The organism is Flavobacterium panici, assembly GCF_903819335.1.
In the GTDB taxonomy this organism is placed as follows: domain Bacteria; phylum Bacteroidota; class Bacteroidia; order Flavobacteriales; family Flavobacteriaceae; genus Flavobacterium; species Flavobacterium panici.
In genome coordinates this window covers 200,441-217,088 of the sequence record NZ_CAIJDE010000043.1, presented here as the reverse complement: position 1 = coordinate 217,088, position 16,648 = coordinate 200,441, and the positions used below count along the sequence as shown (strand labels likewise).

Below are 16,648 nucleotides of genomic sequence, written 5' to 3'. Positions count from 1 at the left end.
GTGTTTGTGATTTAATTTTAAAGCTAATTAAATGAAAGAGTTATGAGATCGATATGGACAGGTTCAGTGAGTTTTGGATTGATTAATATTCCAATAAAAATGTTTTCGGCGGTAGAGGAGAGTAGTCTTGATATGGACATGCTGGATAAAAAAGACCACGCCAATATTAAATTCAAGCGTGTTAATGAAGATACGGGTAAAGAAGTTGATTTTGCCAATATTGTAAAAGGCTATAAAATTGAAGATAAATATGTCATTTTAGAGGATTCTGATTTTGAAGCCGCAGATGCGATCAAAACGAAAACAATTGCTATAGAAAGTTTTGTTCTCGAAAAAGAAATTCAAAGTATTTATTACGAACAGCCGTATTATCTGGAACCGGATAAAGGCGCAATGAATGCATACGGATTGCTTCGTGATGCACTTGAAGCTTCAGGAAAAGTAGGCGTAACGCGTTTTGTTTTACGAAACAAAGAAAGTCTTGCGATTTTAAAACCATACAAAAATGTCATTGTTTTAAACCGAATTCGTTTTGAACAGGAAATCAGGGCTACAGACGAATTAAAACTGCCTCCGGTTTCTAAAAAAGCCACCAAAGAAATGGATATGGCCGAAAAACTAATCGACCAACTTACTGAGAAATTTGATATTACGGGTTTTAAAGATGAATATACCGCCAAACTTTTGGATATAATTAAAAAGAAAGCCAAAGGAAAAACAGCCAAAGCGCCTAAACTTAAAGTGGTGCACAGCAAACAAAGCGACGATTTAATGTCAATGCTGAAAGCGAGTTTAGAAACAAAGAAAAAGTCATCTTAGACTCTTTCTTGTTTCTCTTCTAATTTCTTGATTATCTTTTTAATATTGGCACCTTTTGATAAAACAGGTTCCCATAAATCCCCTTTTTTCTCAAATCGCTGTAATACATTTTTAATCGTAAACTGCGACGGATGTAATTTAGTAGTAACTTCACTCCATTCTAAAGGTGTTGAAACTGTTGCACCAGGTTTAGGACGAACAGAATAAGGCGCGGCCAAAGTTTGTCCGCGGCGGTTTTGCAGATAATCGATATAAAGTTTATTATCTCGTTTTTTGATGCTTCGCTCAATTGTTGTAATATCCGGAAGCCTTGTCTGAACTTCCTTGGCGATTAATTCTCCTAAAATTTTTATCGAATCATAATCGTATTGTGCACCAAGCGGAATATAAATATGTAACCCTGTCGCGCCCGAAGTTTTGCACAAACATTCCGTTTCCAATTCATCCATAACTTGTTTTACAACTTGTGCAGTTTCAACAACAATATGAAAATCGTCTTCTTTTGCAGGATCAAGGTCCATTACAAGCCAGTCGGGATTATGAATGTTTTTTATGGTCGAATTCCACGGATTAATTTCTATACAGCCCAAATTTGCCATATAAAGCAATGTTTCCTTATCATTGCAAATAAGATAATCTATGTTTTCTTCGTTCGATTCTGAGAATATTTTTTTGGTTTTGAGCCATTTTGGAGTTTTCTCCAGATCAATATCTTTTTGATAAAAACTCGGCGCATCAATTCCGTTAGGAAAGCGGTTCATAGATTCCGGACGATCTTTTAAATAAGGCAGAATAAGGGATGAAACTTCATTGTAATATTGAATAATTTCGCCTTTTGTAATACCGTCAGCGGGAAAATATATTTTGTTTTGATTTGTTAAATGTAAAGTGGTTTTTCCAACTTTTAAATCGTAATCATTTTCGGTTTTGTGTTCTTTTAAATCTTCCATTTTATTTTGCTTGAGGTTAGTTTTGCTTTTGCCACTGAAAACAACTTCATTGGCTTTTTTATCAATTCTTAATCCCAGATAAACAGGATGTCTCAGGTTATTATCCTGTGTCCATTCTGAATATTTAACCTGACAGACAACTTTGGGTTTAACCCATTGAATTTTATCTCTTATTGGAACTTTTTCGCTTAACGGGGATTTATCCAGAAATAACGGTTTAAGCTTTGTATAAAGCTCCTTTAGAACTTCTTCTGAAAAACCCGTTCCGCATTTTCCAATATATTTTAATTCTCCGTCATTATATTGGCCCAGTAAAATGGCGCCAAAGTATTTTCGGGAATTTTTAGGTTCTGTTATTCCAATGATGATAGCTTCTTCTTCATTAGAAATTTTAATTTTAAGCCAGTTATTACTTCTGCTGGCTATAGTATAAGTACTGTCAGCTTTTTTGGCAATAATGCCTTCGCTGTTATTTTTTCGGGCTTTTGCAAATTGTTTAATTCCGTCCCCAATAGTATGTTCCGAATAAAAAACATTTGTAAAATCATATTTATTAAATAAAATTTTCAAAAGTTCTTTTCTGTCAAGCAGAGAAAGGTCTGTAACCGAATTTCCATCTAAATTGAGCAGGTCAAAAACATAATATTTTAGGTTTCCGATTCCTGTTTTAAGATAATTTTGAAGAAGTTGAAAATCAGCTTTTCCGGATTCATTTTCAACCACGATTTCACCATCCAGAATTACGGTGTGATCTATTTTTTTCAATTCGTCTGCAATGGGTTTAAAACTGACATTAAACGAAATTTGATTTCTGCTGAATAAATTTACTTCATCCGGATTAATAACGGCAACAGTACGATAACCGTCATATTTATTTTCAAAAACCCATTCTTCATCATCAAAAGGTTTTTCGACTGTAGTGGCAAGCATTGGTTTTACAAAAGAAACTTCGGCAGGTTTGGCTTTAGACTTTTTTTTTATCGTTTGCTTTTCTTCTTTTTCTTCTGGTTTTGCCTTTATTTTTTCAGATTTTTTCTCCAGTTCTTCTAAACTTCTTTTCGAAATAACCGATTTATTTTTTTCTAAAATATCAGTATCTGTAGCATATTTATCTTGTTTCTTGATCAACAGCCAGGCGTTTTCCTGTTTTCCGTGAAGTTTTACCAATGAAAATTCCCCTTTAAGTTTTTTTCCTTTTAAGATAAAACTTAAACGTCCTTTTTTCAAATCGGCTAATAATTGTTTTTCGTCTGAGGCGGTTTTTTCGTCAGAAGTATACGTTCCGTTATCCCAGACAATAACATTTCCGGCACCATAATTTCCTTCGGGAATAGTACCTTCAAAATCTTTATAACTGTAAGGATGATCTTCGACCATCATGGCGAGGCGTTTTACTTCCGGATCAAGTGACGGACCTTTTGGAACAGCCCAGCTTTTAAGAACGCCGTCCATTTCTAACCTAAAATCATAATGCAAATGTGATGCAGCATGTTTTTGAACGACAAAAATCAATTCACTTGCTGATTTTCCGATTTTACCCTTTGGTTCGCGGGTTTGTTTAAAATCTCTTTTTTCGTTGTATTTAGACAGTGACATAAGCGTTTGCTAATATTAAAAGTGTTAACGTAACAGAGTAGAGCGCCGTGGCGACAATGGCAAAAATTATATGGGCAAAGAACAGCTGAATGTAATAACCCTTAAAATCAATTGGGGGGTGATGGTGGGTCATCTTAAAAATAATTATCCAGCTGACTATGCCAACTACACCGCTTATCACTCCTAATATAAGAGCGCTTAACGGTGAAATTGGCAGTATATCCTTTACCCAAATAATATGATATCCTATAACAAACAAAAGACCAATTATATAATGTAATAACCAGCCCCAGATTTTTTTTGACTTCGGTGAGAGCTCTATTTTCATTTTGTCGATAGCATAACTCAAAAGCACCGGTTCTTTATACAATTCTCTAAAGCTTTTTGACATGGCATAACTAAACCACGTCATGGCTGATGTTGCCATAATTGAAACCACAACCAATTGTATAATAACATTAAAAATCATGTACGGTGTTTTTAAAGTGACTTACTCAAAATTACTTTTAGAAACACCTTTTTTAGTTATACGATTAGATTTCGTAATTATATAATTATAGGATTAAATAATTGATATCATGGATATTGTAATATGAATGTTATAAGCCTGAAACCAAATTGTATAATATTTAACATGAAAAGCCTTCTAACTTTGTTTAGCTATTTTGCTAAATATTCTTCTATCGAAATAGATCAATTATTAAGTCACCAATACATTTTAAATCAAGAAACAAATGAAAAATTCAAAGAAAACAAATCAGGATAATTCTGATGGAAAACAAAGAGATTTAGATTTGAATAGATCGAATGGAGAAAATCAGTTTTTGACCACTAACCAGGGAGTTAAGATTAATGATAATAACAATTCCTTAAAGGCAGGAGAAAGAGGACCGTCTCTTTTAGAAGATTTTATTCTTAGAGAAAAAATAACTCATTTTGATCACGAACGCATTCCGGAACGAATCGTTCACGCAAGAGGTTCTGGAGCTCATGGATATTTTGAACTTTATAAAACCATGGAAAAATATACTAAAGCCGGATTTTTAAACAATACAAGTATTAAAACTCCCGTTTTTGTTAGGTTTTCAACTGTTGCCGGTTCAAGAGGATCAACAGATTTGGCTCGCGATGTTCGTGGATTTGCCGTAAAATTTTATACTCAGGAAGGTATTTTTGATTTAGTTGGAAACAATGTTCCGGTATTCTTTATTCAGGATGCCATGAAATTTCCAGATTTAATTCACGCTGTTAAAGGCGAACCGCACAATGAAATTCCGCAGGCCGCGTCTGCACATGATACTTTTTGGGATTTTATTTCCTTAATGCCAGAATCCATGCATATGGTTATGTGGGTAATGAGCGACAGGGCAATACCGAGAAGTTTAAGAATGATGGAAGGTTTTGGAGTTCACACCTTTAGATTTGTGAATGCACAAAACGAATCTCATTTTGTAAAATTTCATTGGAAACCAAAATTAGGAACTCATGCTGTTGCCTGGGACGAAGCACAAAAAATATCAGGTAAAAATTCTGATTTTCATAAACTGGATTTATGGGAAGCGATCGATACCGGAAATTTCCCTGAATGGGAATTAGGCGTTCAGATTATTCCGGAAAGCGATGAACATAAATATGATTTTGACCTTTTAGACCCAACAAAATTAGTTCCTGAAGAATTGGTTCCGGTAACCATTATTGGAAGAATGGTGCTGGATAAAAACCCAGACAATTTTTTTGCAGAAACAGAACAGGTTGCGTTCCATCCGGGGCATATAGTTCCGGGAATTGATTTCACAAATGATCCGTTATTACAAGGCCGTTTATTTTCTTATACAGATACACAATTATCAAGGTTAGGAAGTCCTAATTTTCATGAAATACCAATTAACAGAACCATTGCGCCTATGCACAACAACCAGCGTGACGGGCATATGCGTCAGGAAATTGCAGTTGGTAAAGTAAGTTATCATCCTAATTCCCTAGGCGGCGGATGTCCTTTTCAGGCAAAAATTGACGAAGGAGGTTTTGCCAGTTTTAATGAGCGAATTGATGCTCATAAAATAAGAGAACGAAGCGAAAGTTTTTCAGATCATTTTAGTCAGGCCGTACTTTTTTATAACAGCCAGACTCCGGTAGAACAAGATCATATTGCAAACGCATTGTCTTTTGAACTTGGTAAAGTTGAAACTGTTGCAATTAGAGAAAGAATGCTTGGACTGCTAAATCAAGTTGATGGTAATCTGGCATCAAAAGTTGCCAAATCCTTAGGAATTCCGGTTCCAAAGAATATCGAAAAACCCATCAATCATGGAGTTGGCGCTGATGATAAAGGCAATCACGAACCAACAAAAGTGAAACAAAGCATTAAAAACTCTGATGCTTTAAGTATGCTGAAAAATCCAACTATTTCGAATACTATTGCAACACGCCAGATTGCTTTTTTATGTGCTGAAGGCGTAAATGCATCATCAGTAAAAGCAATGAAAACGGCGCTTCAAAATGCAGGTGCAAAAGCAGTAATTATTGCACCGCATTTAGGAACAATTACATCAGAAGACGGAACAGCCATTCCGGTGGATCAAACTTATAAAATTGCAGCTTCAGTACTTTTTGACGGGGTTTTTATTCCGGGAGGAAAAGGAATTAAAGAACTTTCAAGAATCAAGGAAGTGAAAGAATTTATAAATGATTCCTATAATCACTGTAAGTTTATTGCAGCTGAAGCAGAAGGAATTCAAATAATAAAAACAAACAGCGATATAAAAGAGAAGGATGCAGGAGTTTTAATTAGCAATACTATTGCTGACAAAGCTTTAAACACTTCTTTTATAAAAGCTTTAGGAAGACATCGTTTTTGGGAAAGAGAAAAGATGCTCTAACAAATTGTTTATATAAAATATACTGAAACCATTCATTAATTTGAATGGTTTTTTTTTGTGGAATCAGAGCAAATAGGTTTCAAATTATAATTTGAAACCTATTTGTAAGATTTTGGCTCTTAGTAAGTTGTAACTTAGTTGTCCCTTAAAACCACAAATCATGAAAACAAACGAGATTTTAAATGCTGCTTTAATTTTCATAAAAAATAAAGCAATACTTCTATTATTTGTAATTATTGGTACACAGGTTACTTTTAGCCAGGAAAATGAAAAACCAGGAACTCCAAAAGTTTTGCCGCAACCTGATTTTCATTTTTCAGGATATGTGGGCAGAACCTATCTGGATTCAGATCCGCCGCAATTTCCTCAGCCTGTAAAAGCTCCAAAAGGCGCACCAAACGTGGTGCTCATTTTATTAGATGATTCGGGATTTGGACAGTTTAGTACTTTTGGCGGCGGCGTACCTTCGCCAACAATGGATAAACTGGCAGCAGAAGGAATTCGTTACAATAAATTTCATACTACAGCGCTTTGCAGTCCAACGCGTGCAGCCTTAATAACAGGACGAAACCATCACTCAGTTTCTTTTTCCGGAATTACAGAAGCAGCTACGGGTTATGACGGCGCAGTTTGTATACTACCCAAAAATGCAGCAACCATTGCCGAAGTTTTACGTCAAAATGGTTACATGACGGCATGGATTGGTAAAAATCACAATACACCCGCTTGGGAAACCAGTGAAGCTGGACCATTTGACCGCTGGGCAAACGGATTAGGCTTCGAATATTTTTATGGATTTAATTCTGGAGATATGAACCATTGGAATCCGGTTTTGTTTGAAAACCGAAATCTTGTTCCGGTTTCTAAAGATCCAAATTATCACATGACAGTTGATCTTGCCGACCATGCTATTGCGTGGGTTCGGAAAGTAAAATCGATCGCGCCAGATAAACCTTATTTTTTATACGTTGCTCCGGGCGCGGCACATTCACCGCATCATGCTCCGCAGGACTGGATAGACAAGTTCAAAGGTAGATTTGATATGGGCTGGGATGCTTACAGAGAGCAGACTTTTGAAAGACAGAAAAAACTGGGTGTTATTCCGCCAGATGCAAAACTTACTCCAAGACCAGAAAGTCTGCCTGCATGGAGTTCACTCAATGCTGATCAAAAACGTTTGTATGCCAGAATGATGGAAGTATTTGCGGCATACGGTTCACATTGTGATTATGAAATGGGAAGAGTGGTCAATGCTGTAAAACAATTGCCGGATGCAGATAATACCATTATCATTTACATTGCCGGAGATAACGGCGCCAGTGCCGAAGGCGGAATTGAAGGTTCTGTAAATGAAAATTTATTTTTTAACGGAATTCCCGAAAAATGGCAGGATAACCTTAAAGTGATAGACGAATTAGGCGGACCAAAACATTTTAATCATTTTACGGCAGAATGGGCGTGGGCAATGGATACGCCTTTTCAATGGACAAAACAAGTTGCAAGTCATTTTGGAGGAACACGAAACCCTATGATTATTTCATGGCCTGCCAAAATTAAAGACAAAGGAGGTTTAAGAAGCCAGTTTACACATACCATTGATGTTGTACCAACGCTTTATGATGTCATTGGTATTACACCACCTGAAGTTGTAAATGGTATTACTCAAAAGCCTATTGAAGGAATTAGTTTTGCTTATACTTTTAATGATGCCAAAGCAAAAGAAAAACATACAACCCAATATTTTGAACTGGCTGTAAACAGAGGTATTTATCACAATGGCTGGATGGCTTCGGCATTATCATTTGCACCGTGGAATCCAAATCGTGGCGCCTTTGATCCCGATAAACAAAAATGGGAGCTTTATAAAGTCGATGAAGATTTTAGTCAGGCCAATGATTTAGCAGCAAAAAATCCGCAGAAATTAAGAGAAATGCAAGATTTATGGTGGGTTGAAGCCGCTAAATACAATGTACTTCCGCTGGACTGGCGTGCTGTTGAAAGACTGAACGGAGAATTAATGGGAAGACCAACGCTGGCCGGAGACACCAATACTTTTACTTATTATTCCGGACAAGTGGGTTTACCAAATGAAGCCGCTCCAAGAATCCTTAATAAATCATGGTCAATTACCGCCGATATTGATGTTCCAGATAATGGAGCAGAAGGAATGATTGTAACACACGGAGGTTTAGTGGGCGGATACGGACTTTATGTACAAAATGGTAAGCCAAGTTTTGTTTACAATAATCTGGCTTTGGAACGTCCTACAGTTACAGGAAATGAAGTATTGCCAAAAGGAAAAGTAAAACTGGTTGTTGATTTTAAATACGAAGGCAAAGGGGAAGAAAGAGGAAAAGGCGCAACAGTTACACTGCTTGTTAATGGCAAAAAAGTAGGAGAAGAACATCTGGAAAGAACAATACCTATTCAAATATCCCTTAATGAAGGTTTAGATGTGGGAATGGATGCCGGTTCTCCGGTTGATTTTAATTATAAACTCCCTTTTGAATTTACCGGAAAAATTGAAAAAGTAACGTATAACCTGAGTGAAAACAAAGGCTCAAAAACAGGAAAATCCGCGAAAGCGAAATAACTATAAAACCATTTTTTATGAAAAAGCTATTTCTATATTTTAGTCTGCTTCTTCTTGTTTTAAGCAGCTGTAAAAAAGAATCTGATACTTCAGTTTTAGACAATAACTCGTCAGATTCAAGTTCAGACGGTTATGAATTTGTTGGAGGATATCCAACCGAAAAAACAATACAAAAAGCATACGATGATGCTGATTTAAACAGGGCAATACAAGCGTATAAATTTTTCTATCCAACAGTTTCGGGTGAAGGTTTGGTAAAAGGAAACGACACGATTAAAATCATCCCAAACAGTTCATTTGGAACATTAGATACCAAACCGGGACAAATAGGTTTTACATTAAACTCTGATACTCCGTATGGTCCAATTCCAATTGATTTGTCAAAAGGGCCAATGATTATTGAAGTTCCTAAAGGACCGCTTATTGTGGTTGCTATGGACGTAAACCAGCGATGGGTTGCCGATATGGGGATTCCGGGGCCTGATGCAGGAAATGGAGGGAAACATTTATTACTTCCGCCTGCTTATAAAGGCTCTGTTCCGGGTTCTGGTTATTATGTATGGAAATCTTCCTCAAACAATCTTACCGTGGGAATACGTTCGCTTCCTGTAGGCGGTGATGTAAAAGCGGCTATGGAACGCATTAAAACGGTAAAAGTATATCCGTTAAACAAAGGAGCCGACTGGAAAGAACCAACTTGGCTTGAACTTACAGATAAACCTCAGAATACAACACCTGTTGCATGGGAAAATAATATTAAATACTGGGAAGCGCTAAATGATGTAATTCAGCGTGAACCTGCTTATGATGGGTATCGAAATTATTACGGAGAACTTGCCGTATTGGGTATTATAAAAGGAAAACCTTTTAAACCCGATGCGCGTTTGAAAGGAATACTCGAAAAAGCGGCGAAAATAGCGAATGCACAAATGAGGGTACAATCGTTTGCCGACCGCCGTCCTGATAAAGTAGTATGGAAAGACAGAAAATGGGAATGGGTTGGCTTAAGATTTGAAGATGGAGACTTCAATACCCCAAACTATGTTGATCTTGATGGTCGCGAAACATGGTTTTATCAGGCTATTGGAGCCTCTCCTTCAATGTTTCGAAGAAAAGAAGGTGCTGGGTCGTTATACTGGCTTGGACTTAAAGACGGCACAGGAAAATACGTCGATGGCGGAAAAACATACAAGATTACGATTCCTACGCCTGTTCCTGCGAAGCTTTTTTGGTCGGTAACTATTTATGATGCCCTTACGAGAAGTCAGGTTATAACAGATCAGAATAAAGCGGCTCTTCGCTCTTTATTTGAATTGAAAGATAAAATAGGAGGAAAGAGTATTGATTTGTATTTTGGTCCAAAAGCTCCTGAGGGAAAAGAAGGACAATGGATAAAAACACTGCCTAACAGAGGCTGGTTTGCTTATTTTAGAATTTACGGCCCGGAAACCACCGCTTTTAACGGAAGCTGGAAACCGGGGGATTTTGAGGAATTGTGAATTCTTAATGGTTAATTATCAATTATATAAAAGGGGCTGATCATACTTTTGAGACAGCCTTTTTTTTTAATATTTTATTTGTATGTGTGATGAGTTGTCCCTACGGGGACAATTTTGCCGGGGTCCATATTTTTTTTTCTACCGACCAAAAACTCCTAGCGGAGTTTACGTTATTAGAAATATATTAAAAATTAAAAAACTCCGCTAGGAGTTTCTAATCTATAGCCCCTAGGGGGTAATTTTGCAGGGATTGGTATTTTTTTCCACCGATATAAAACTCCTAGCGGAGTTTATGTTAGTCGAAAATGTATTAGACTTTAAAAAACTTCGCCAGGAGTTTACTTTAGTAGAAATATATTAAAAATTAAAAACTCCGTTAGGAATTTCTGGTCGGTAGAAAATGTTTGGAAATTTGCTGCAGAAAAAAAACTCCGTTAGGAGTTTCAGATCGGTAGAAAAAAAATGCATTACCCGATATTATTGTCCCGTAGGGACTACATTTTTTATACAAATGAGTAAATTATTTAATTATAAGTGTCATATTGGGAACGACGATATCTCCATTAGCTCCTGTATAACGTTGTGCAAAAACTTCAATATAATCATTATTTACTAATTCTACTGATGCGTTTATGGGAAGTACCACAATATCATTAAGTATTTGCCCTCTTCCATAAATTTTGTACTGGGTTATTACTGTTCCGTTTTTTGCGATATAGATAATGTAGGTTCCTGCTCCAGGCACTTGGAAAGAAATAGATCCTCCAATTTGAAAGATTCTCTTCTTTTTTCCCTGATATCGTAATCGATTTGCAGCATCAGTTGAAAATCTAAATAAATTTGAATAGGTGGTGGAAGGAGTTCCAGAGCCTACTTTTACTATATTACTTGGGTTGAGGTTATTTGTAAAACTAACTCCAAGTCCACTCCCAACAGCATAATCCATAGAAAGATCGCCTACAGCATTAGCATCTGTTTCTGTTGGAATTCCGGAAGCTCTAACATTCCAACTGTTATTAAAATTATATCCTGTATATGATCCTGTAGTATAGCCTTTTACATATCCTGTTGTATTTGAGCCTGTAAAAACAACAGATTCTAATATGGCATCTCCGGTAATACTAAGTCCAGTAGTAGAGACATCAAATCCTACGGCAGTTCCGTCAACCTGACTAAAACCACCTTGTTTTTCTACTAATGTAAAAGTTCCGGTTAGTTTTTCGTAAGTCCCGGCATTATTACCAAACCAACCCATATTGCTTAATAACAGCTGATTAATATTGTTATAGGTTATTCCGGTTGTATTTCCCGTAAAATTGACAATACTCAAAAATACAAGCCCGAAACCAGATATTGTTCCTACACTTGCTGAATTGGCAACGATACAGTCCCTAAAAACTAAATTTTGAGTTGCCGCTCCGCTAAGGTTAAAAACACTACCTGTTGCTGCTCTAAGCGTAACATTTTTTATATTTCCTCCTGTTGCGCCTTCAAAAATATTTCCTGTTGTTCTAAGTATAATATCATCATTAGAATCTAAACCGTGTACATAAGCATTATTTAATTCTATAGGAAAGTTGAAGGTAACAGTACCATTTATTTCATACAATGTATTTGAGTTTAAAAGATATTTCGCTCCTCCGCCTGCAGTAAGTTCAGCGGCTAGAACGGTTGCTAAATTATCTGTAGATCGAATACGTTTAAAATTTAATCTGGGATTTATACCGCTGCTCACCACTAACCATGAGGTAGAACCTGAAGAATAATAGTAAAAAGCTTTTAAATCAGTATCATAAACAATTAATCCGTCAGCAGGTGTTGTTATGGCAGTTCTTTGGGCAGTTGTCATTCTGGGAGTCAGCATACCCTGAGTAGTTGAGGTAATATCTAATACCGAACTCGCATTAGGAGTAGTAGTTCCAATTCCGACCTGGGCATTTGCGATAAAGGATAAAAAAATAAAAACGAGTAGTAATAATGTCTGGTGGTTTTTTGAGGCTGTATTTTTCATAATTTCAGGTTTTAGATAGTTGAAAGGCAATAAAAACATTATTAATTTCCTGCATTCGAAATAATTACTTTTTGGGATATTTTTTCATTATCAGCAGTTATGAAGGTCGCAATATATACTCCGGAACTTAAGCCGGAAGTAGAGAAACTATAGTTTTCTTCAACCCCTAAGTTCTCTTTATACCGAACCATTTTACCCACCATATCATAGAGATAAAATGACTTAAACGAAATAAAATCCGGATTTGTAGCTTTTAATAAACGGCTTGAATTGTCCTGCATAATGAAAAAATTACTTTTGGTATTTTCATCTGTACCCAGTGTTTTGTTTGTGAAAGTAATTTTAAAACGATCCGGGAATACGCCTGCCGGAATGGTAACTTCATAATTCCCCGTTTTAATATTATGATACGATGCATCTGAAGCATCATATATAAATATATTTTGCGCAGGGTCAAAGTTGATAACTTCGGGAATATAAAATTTAAGGGTAGTGCTGGCTTCGGCCTTTACGGTTAAAGGAATTTGTTTGGTAATATCAAAATTAGTACCTGTAATAATATAATTTTTTCCTTCCATCAAAAAGAAAGTATCGCTGGGAAAATTGTCCATGCTTACGGCGTCAAGCCCTCTGTCAACTCCGTCAGTAGCTTCGGGTAAAAAAGCAAGAGCCAGCTGTCTGGTAAATTCGTTGTTGATAATAGCATTTATCCTGATGTGCGGAATATCATTTGATTCTTCGGCTTTTTCAGTTTTAGCCGTTTCTACGGTTTTATCGGTGGTTTTGTCTCTTGCGGGTTTTTCAAATTGTGATAAACCTGCACCTTCTTTATAAAATATTCGATACGAATTTCTAAAGGTTACGGTTCCGTTTGCAGCGCCTTTAATTACAAAACCCTGTCCAATAGGTGCGTATTTACGCTGACGCATAAGCCCAGACGAAGTACCAACCGTATTTAATGAACCATCACCATTATAACTATTAAAAGTGGCAGGAACATAAATACCGTTTGAACCTAAACTTCCGGGTGAATAAGTGGCATATCCGCCTCTGTAAGCCTTAATTAAATGTGAATTTGTGGTTTTATCCTGTTCCCAGAAATAAGCAATTCCCGTACAGGCATTATTTAAAGGATCTAATAAAAAAGCGTTTAAATGCAATGCAGAAGGATACGGATTTCCGGTTAAAGTAGAAGCATTGTTTGCACCAACAGTAACGGTAATATTTCCGTCATTGGGTTTTCCTCTAAAATCATAACGCTGAGCGCCAGTTCCGCCGGGATTATTTGCACCTGTTCCTTCGGGATCTACAGCATCAGTTCCGCTGGTTCCTTTCATGGTGAAACCTTCACCGGGAGCTAGTGTAGTGGTAGTTCCCACCTGAACCCATTGCGAATAACTATTAGCATTGGTCAATTTATAAATCCATCGTGAAGCAATAGAAAGCGGATTTGCAATTCCGTCATAACTCGCTAACGGAAGGATTGTTGCAGCAGTTGATGCCGTTGAGGTCGTTGGCCTGTTCAGTAAAGTAATACCAAAATTTCGGTTTCCGGTTGCAGCTACGTTTACACCTACGGGAGAACACCAGTAATTGTAGTCAAAATTATCTGCGCTTCCTTCCTGATAAACAGAAATTATTCCGGTTCCTACATTAGTCGAAGTTCCTGTTGTACCCTGAACCAGCTGAGATAAATTACGCAGATATAAATTTGAGTTTGCGGCAAGGTTTATCGTCTGTCCTACGTAAAGAACCTGGTTTTTTACATAAACGGGAGTACTTGCACCAACATAAATCTGTCCAAAGCTTTGAATAGAAATGATATAAATTAATAAGGCAAATTTTTTCATAATTTTTAGTTTAGTTAAAAATTAGATACTGTCGAAAACTATATTTCAAGTAATGCTAAACCCTTAATTATATATCTGCCTGCAGCAAATAACTGCTTTTTCCTACTGCATGATTAAGAATTCACTTTTATAAAAAACGGAAAGTAAAGTATGATTGTAAATTATTTAAATTGTAAAAAAAAAGCTGAACTAACTAGTTTTATAACTAGAAAAATACTTACTTATTAGTTACGATAAATCAAATATTTAAGAAATTTACTATAATCAAATTTAAACCCTATATATTTTAAATTTTTATATAATTTCTTACATATTTTATATTATTTCCATTTTATACGCCATTTCTTATAAAAGTGAATCGATATCAAAGAACTTTTTTGACTACATTGGTTTTAAAAAGATTAGAATATCCTCTGGCAATCAGCCTTGTTTCGGTTTCATTCCAAATCTCGCATTGCGCATTTACGAATTGTTTTCCTTTTTTTATTATGGATGTTTTCGCCAGGATATTGTCTCCGGAATGCGCAGGAGAGAAGTAATCAATACTTAGGTTTATTGTGGTATAAAAATGTTCCTCGTCAAGCGAAAATAACGTTGCACCAATACAATCATCTACAATTGCCGCAGTAACTCCGCCGTGTAAAGATTTGATTGGGTTCGTCATTTCCTCTCTAATGTGGTATTTAAAAGTTACCGTTCCAGGTTCTGCGACGATAACAATAGGTTTCATCCAAAGCATAAATGGAGAAGGCGAAAGCACAAATTCGCCGCCAATGTGATCTTGCAACACTTCTAATCTTGTTTTTGTTTTCATTATTTAAATTTTAAAAATTAGTAATTATACCAATCGGTATATTTTTGTATGTAAAAAAAGCAATCGGTAGATTATTGCTTTATTCTAAGTCGTCGATAATTTTGTTAAGCGAAAGCATTATAGCAGATAAATCAGTGTCACTTCCCGTTAATTTGCTTATCATCATGCCTCCCTCAATCAATGCAATTATGGTTAAAGCTGTGTTTTCAACATTAATTGATTTTGCTTTAAATTCTCCGGCATTTATACCCTGATCGATGAGGTACATTAGTTTGTCTTTCCAATACAACAGCGTTCTTTCGGCATATTTTTTAAGAACCGGATGCGTATCGTCAGATTCTATGGCAGTATTCAAAATAGGACATCCTCCAATAGTTACATCCAGACTTGGGTATTTGGCATAAACACGTGGATAAACTAGCAATTTTTCTTTAAAAGTTCTTTGTTTTTCGATTTCCCGGCTTAAAACATCGTGAAGCTTTTTCACATTAAACTTAAAAGAAGCAATAGCAACTTCATCTTTATTCTCAAAATTACCGTAAATACTTCCTTTGGTAAGACCTGTTGCCGTTGTTATATCATTTATAGATGTACCGCTGTAACCCTTTGTATTAAAGATTGGAGCGGTTTTTTCTATTATAAATTGCTTAGTTTTTTCTGCTTTACTCATCTTGAAATGATTTAGTTATACAAATATATACCAATCGGTATAATTTTAAAGCGATTTATGTAATTATTTTTTTTATGAGATTATTGTGAGTTGGTTTTAATCTGCAAAAATTGAAATTTAGTATCTTAGTATTTCTTGCAAAATGCGAATTTACAGTTCCCTTATTTTTAATTTAAAAAATCAAAATATGCCTTGGAATCCAGATGTTTATAATAAGTTTAAAGATATTCGATACAAACCGTTTTATGATTTAATTGAATTTATACAACCCAAAAACGGAATGAATGCTATTGATTTAGGATGTGGTACGGGAGAACAAACTTCTATTTTGGCAGATAAATTTAAAGAGGCTCATTTTCTTGGCATAGATTCTTCTGCAGAAATGCTGGAGAAATCAAAATCCTTAGAAACGGATAATCTCCATTTTAAAAAAGCAACTACAGAAGAAACCATACATTCAGGAGAAAAATGGGATTTGATTTTTAGCAATGCAGCTTTACAATGGTCAAACGATCATGAAAGTTTATTTTCAAATTTATTGAAATTATTGAATAAAGACGGACAGTTTGCCGTACAAATGCCTGTTCAGCCAGAAAATAAACTCAATAAAATCCTTTCTGACCTTATTGATGAAGAACCGTTTAAATCGTATTTAAAAGGCTATAAAAGAGATTCTCCTGTTTTAAGTCTTGATGAATATGCCCAAATACTTTTTGACGGAGGTCTCAAGGACATTGAAATCCTCCAGAAAGTGTATCCCATTATTGCTGATGATCACGAAACGCTTTATAATTTTATTTCGGGTTCGGCATTAATTCCTTATATAGAAAGGCTTGAAGGCGAACAAAAAGAACTTTTCATTAAAACATATAAAGAGAGAATTGCAGTAAATTTTCCTAAACTTCCGGCTATTTATTCTTTTAAGAGGATTTTGATGTATGGAAGAAAGAATGAGTAGTGGTCAGTG

General features: G+C 35.8%; 12 protein-coding genes. 6 read left to right on the top strand and 6 right to left on the bottom strand.

The window, feature by feature from the left end; all coding sequences use genetic code 11:
- Positions 1-42 precede the first annotated feature (42 nt).
- Positions 43-819 (top strand): non-homologous end joining protein Ku, encoded by a 777-nt coding sequence (ku, locus tag FLAPXU55_RS12200; RefSeq protein WP_053470334.1) that lies wholly within the window; start codon positions 43-45, stop codon positions 817-819.
- Here ku and ligD read toward each other — a convergent pair.
- Positions 816-3,365 (bottom strand): DNA ligase D, encoded by a 2,550-nt coding sequence (ligD, locus tag FLAPXU55_RS12195; RefSeq protein WP_180857885.1) that lies wholly within the window; start codon positions 3,363-3,365, stop codon positions 816-818. The two genes, ku and ligD, sit on opposite strands and share 4 nt — an antisense overlap.
- Positions 3,352-3,834 (bottom strand): hypothetical protein, encoded by a 483-nt coding sequence (locus tag FLAPXU55_RS12190; RefSeq protein ID WP_180857884.1) that lies wholly within the window; start codon positions 3,832-3,834, stop codon positions 3,352-3,354. Before FLAPXU55_RS12190 ends, ligD begins: the two co-directional genes overlap by 14 nt.
- 165 nt (positions 3,835-3,999) lie before the next feature.
- On the opposite strand from FLAPXU55_RS12190, the gene FLAPXU55_RS24175 reads away from it, so the two are divergent.
- The 4 genes from FLAPXU55_RS24175 (at position 4,000) to FLAPXU55_RS12175 (ending at position 10,336) form a co-directional block, all read left to right on the top strand.
- Complete coding sequence (locus FLAPXU55_RS24175) at positions 4,000-4,131, top strand: hypothetical protein (protein ID WP_262890992.1); 132 nt, start codon at positions 4,000-4,002, stop codon at positions 4,129-4,131.
- Positions 4,100-6,244: a catalase gene (locus FLAPXU55_RS12185; RefSeq protein ID WP_053470337.1), complete on the top strand. Its 2,145-nt coding sequence runs from the start codon at positions 4,100-4,102 to the stop codon at positions 6,242-6,244. The genes FLAPXU55_RS24175 and FLAPXU55_RS12185 overlap by 32 nt, the downstream gene beginning before the upstream one ends.
- A 160-nt stretch (positions 6,245-6,404) precedes the next feature.
- On the top strand, positions 6,405-8,837 hold the full coding sequence (locus tag FLAPXU55_RS12180) for an arylsulfatase (protein WP_180857883.1): 2,433 nt from the start codon (positions 6,405-6,407) through the stop codon (positions 8,835-8,837).
- Between the two features lie 17 nt (positions 8,838-8,854).
- The gene (locus tag FLAPXU55_RS12175; protein WP_180857882.1) at positions 8,855-10,336 is read left to right on the top strand and encodes a DUF1254 domain-containing protein; all 1,482 of its coding nucleotides are present in this window, start codon (positions 8,855-8,857) and stop codon (positions 10,334-10,336) included.
- Positions 10,337-10,856: 520 nt separating this feature from the next.
- Here FLAPXU55_RS12175 and FLAPXU55_RS12170 read toward each other — a convergent pair.
- From FLAPXU55_RS12170 to FLAPXU55_RS12155, 4 genes are all read right to left on the bottom strand, one after another.
- Positions 10,857-12,347: a hypothetical protein gene (locus FLAPXU55_RS12170; protein ID WP_180857881.1), complete on the bottom strand. Its 1,491-nt coding sequence runs from the start codon at positions 12,345-12,347 to the stop codon at positions 10,857-10,859.
- A 41-nt stretch (positions 12,348-12,388) separates the two neighbouring features.
- Entirely contained in the window at positions 12,389-14,197 is a 1,809-nt protein-coding gene (locus FLAPXU55_RS12165) for a T9SS type A sorting domain-containing protein (protein WP_180857880.1), read from the bottom strand.
- Positions 14,198-14,561: 364 nt separating this feature from the next.
- Positions 14,562-15,011 (bottom strand): PaaI family thioesterase, encoded by a 450-nt coding sequence (locus FLAPXU55_RS12160; protein ID WP_235992037.1) that lies wholly within the window; start codon positions 15,009-15,011, stop codon positions 14,562-14,564.
- 79 nt (positions 15,012-15,090) lie between these two features.
- On the bottom strand, positions 15,091-15,681 hold the full coding sequence (locus FLAPXU55_RS12155) for a TetR/AcrR family transcriptional regulator (RefSeq protein ID WP_180857879.1): 591 nt from the start codon (positions 15,679-15,681) through the stop codon (positions 15,091-15,093).
- 187 nt (positions 15,682-15,868) lie between these two features.
- On the opposite strand from FLAPXU55_RS12155, the gene FLAPXU55_RS12150 reads away from it, so the two are divergent.
- Positions 15,869-16,639 (top strand): methyltransferase domain-containing protein, encoded by a 771-nt coding sequence (locus FLAPXU55_RS12150; protein ID WP_180857878.1) that lies wholly within the window; start codon positions 15,869-15,871, stop codon positions 16,637-16,639.
- Positions 16,640-16,648 lie beyond the last annotated feature (9 nt).

Bases quoted from the DNA above. Each gene is read 5' to 3' on its own strand.
- FLAPXU55_RS12175 (WP_180857882.1), top strand. From the start codon at position 8,855: ATGAAAAAGCTATTTCTATATTTTAGTCTGCTTCTTCTTGTTTTAAGC.
- FLAPXU55_RS24175 (WP_262890992.1), top strand. From the start codon at position 4,000: ATGAAAAGCCTTCTAACTTTGTTTAGCTATTTTGCTAAATATTCTTCT.
- FLAPXU55_RS12155 (WP_180857879.1), bottom strand. From the start codon at position 15,681: ATGAGTAAAGCAGAAAAAACTAAGCAATTTATAATAGAAAAAACCGCT.
- FLAPXU55_RS12190 (WP_180857884.1), bottom strand. From the start codon at position 3,834: ATGATTTTTAATGTTATTATACAATTGGTTGTGGTTTCAATTATGGCA.
- FLAPXU55_RS12185 (WP_053470337.1), top strand. From the start codon at position 4,100: ATGAAAAATTCAAAGAAAACAAATCAGGATAATTCTGATGGAAAACAA.
- FLAPXU55_RS12160 (WP_235992037.1), bottom strand. From the start codon at position 15,011: ATGAAAACAAAAACAAGATTAGAAGTGTTGCAAGATCACATTGGCGGC.
- FLAPXU55_RS12170 (WP_180857881.1), bottom strand. From the start codon at position 12,347: ATGAAAAATACAGCCTCAAAAAACCACCAGACATTATTACTACTCGTT.
- FLAPXU55_RS12150 (WP_180857878.1), top strand. From the start codon at position 15,869: ATGCCTTGGAATCCAGATGTTTATAATAAGTTTAAAGATATTCGATAC.
- ku (WP_053470334.1), top strand. From the start codon at position 43: ATGAGATCGATATGGACAGGTTCAGTGAGTTTTGGATTGATTAATATT.
- ligD (WP_180857885.1), bottom strand. From the start codon at position 3,365: ATGTCACTGTCTAAATACAACGAAAAAAGAGATTTTAAACAAACCCGC.
- FLAPXU55_RS12165 (WP_180857880.1), bottom strand. From the start codon at position 14,197: ATGAAAAAATTTGCCTTATTAATTTATATCATTTCTATTCAAAGCTTT.
- FLAPXU55_RS12180 (WP_180857883.1), top strand. From the start codon at position 6,405: ATGAAAACAAACGAGATTTTAAATGCTGCTTTAATTTTCATAAAAAAT.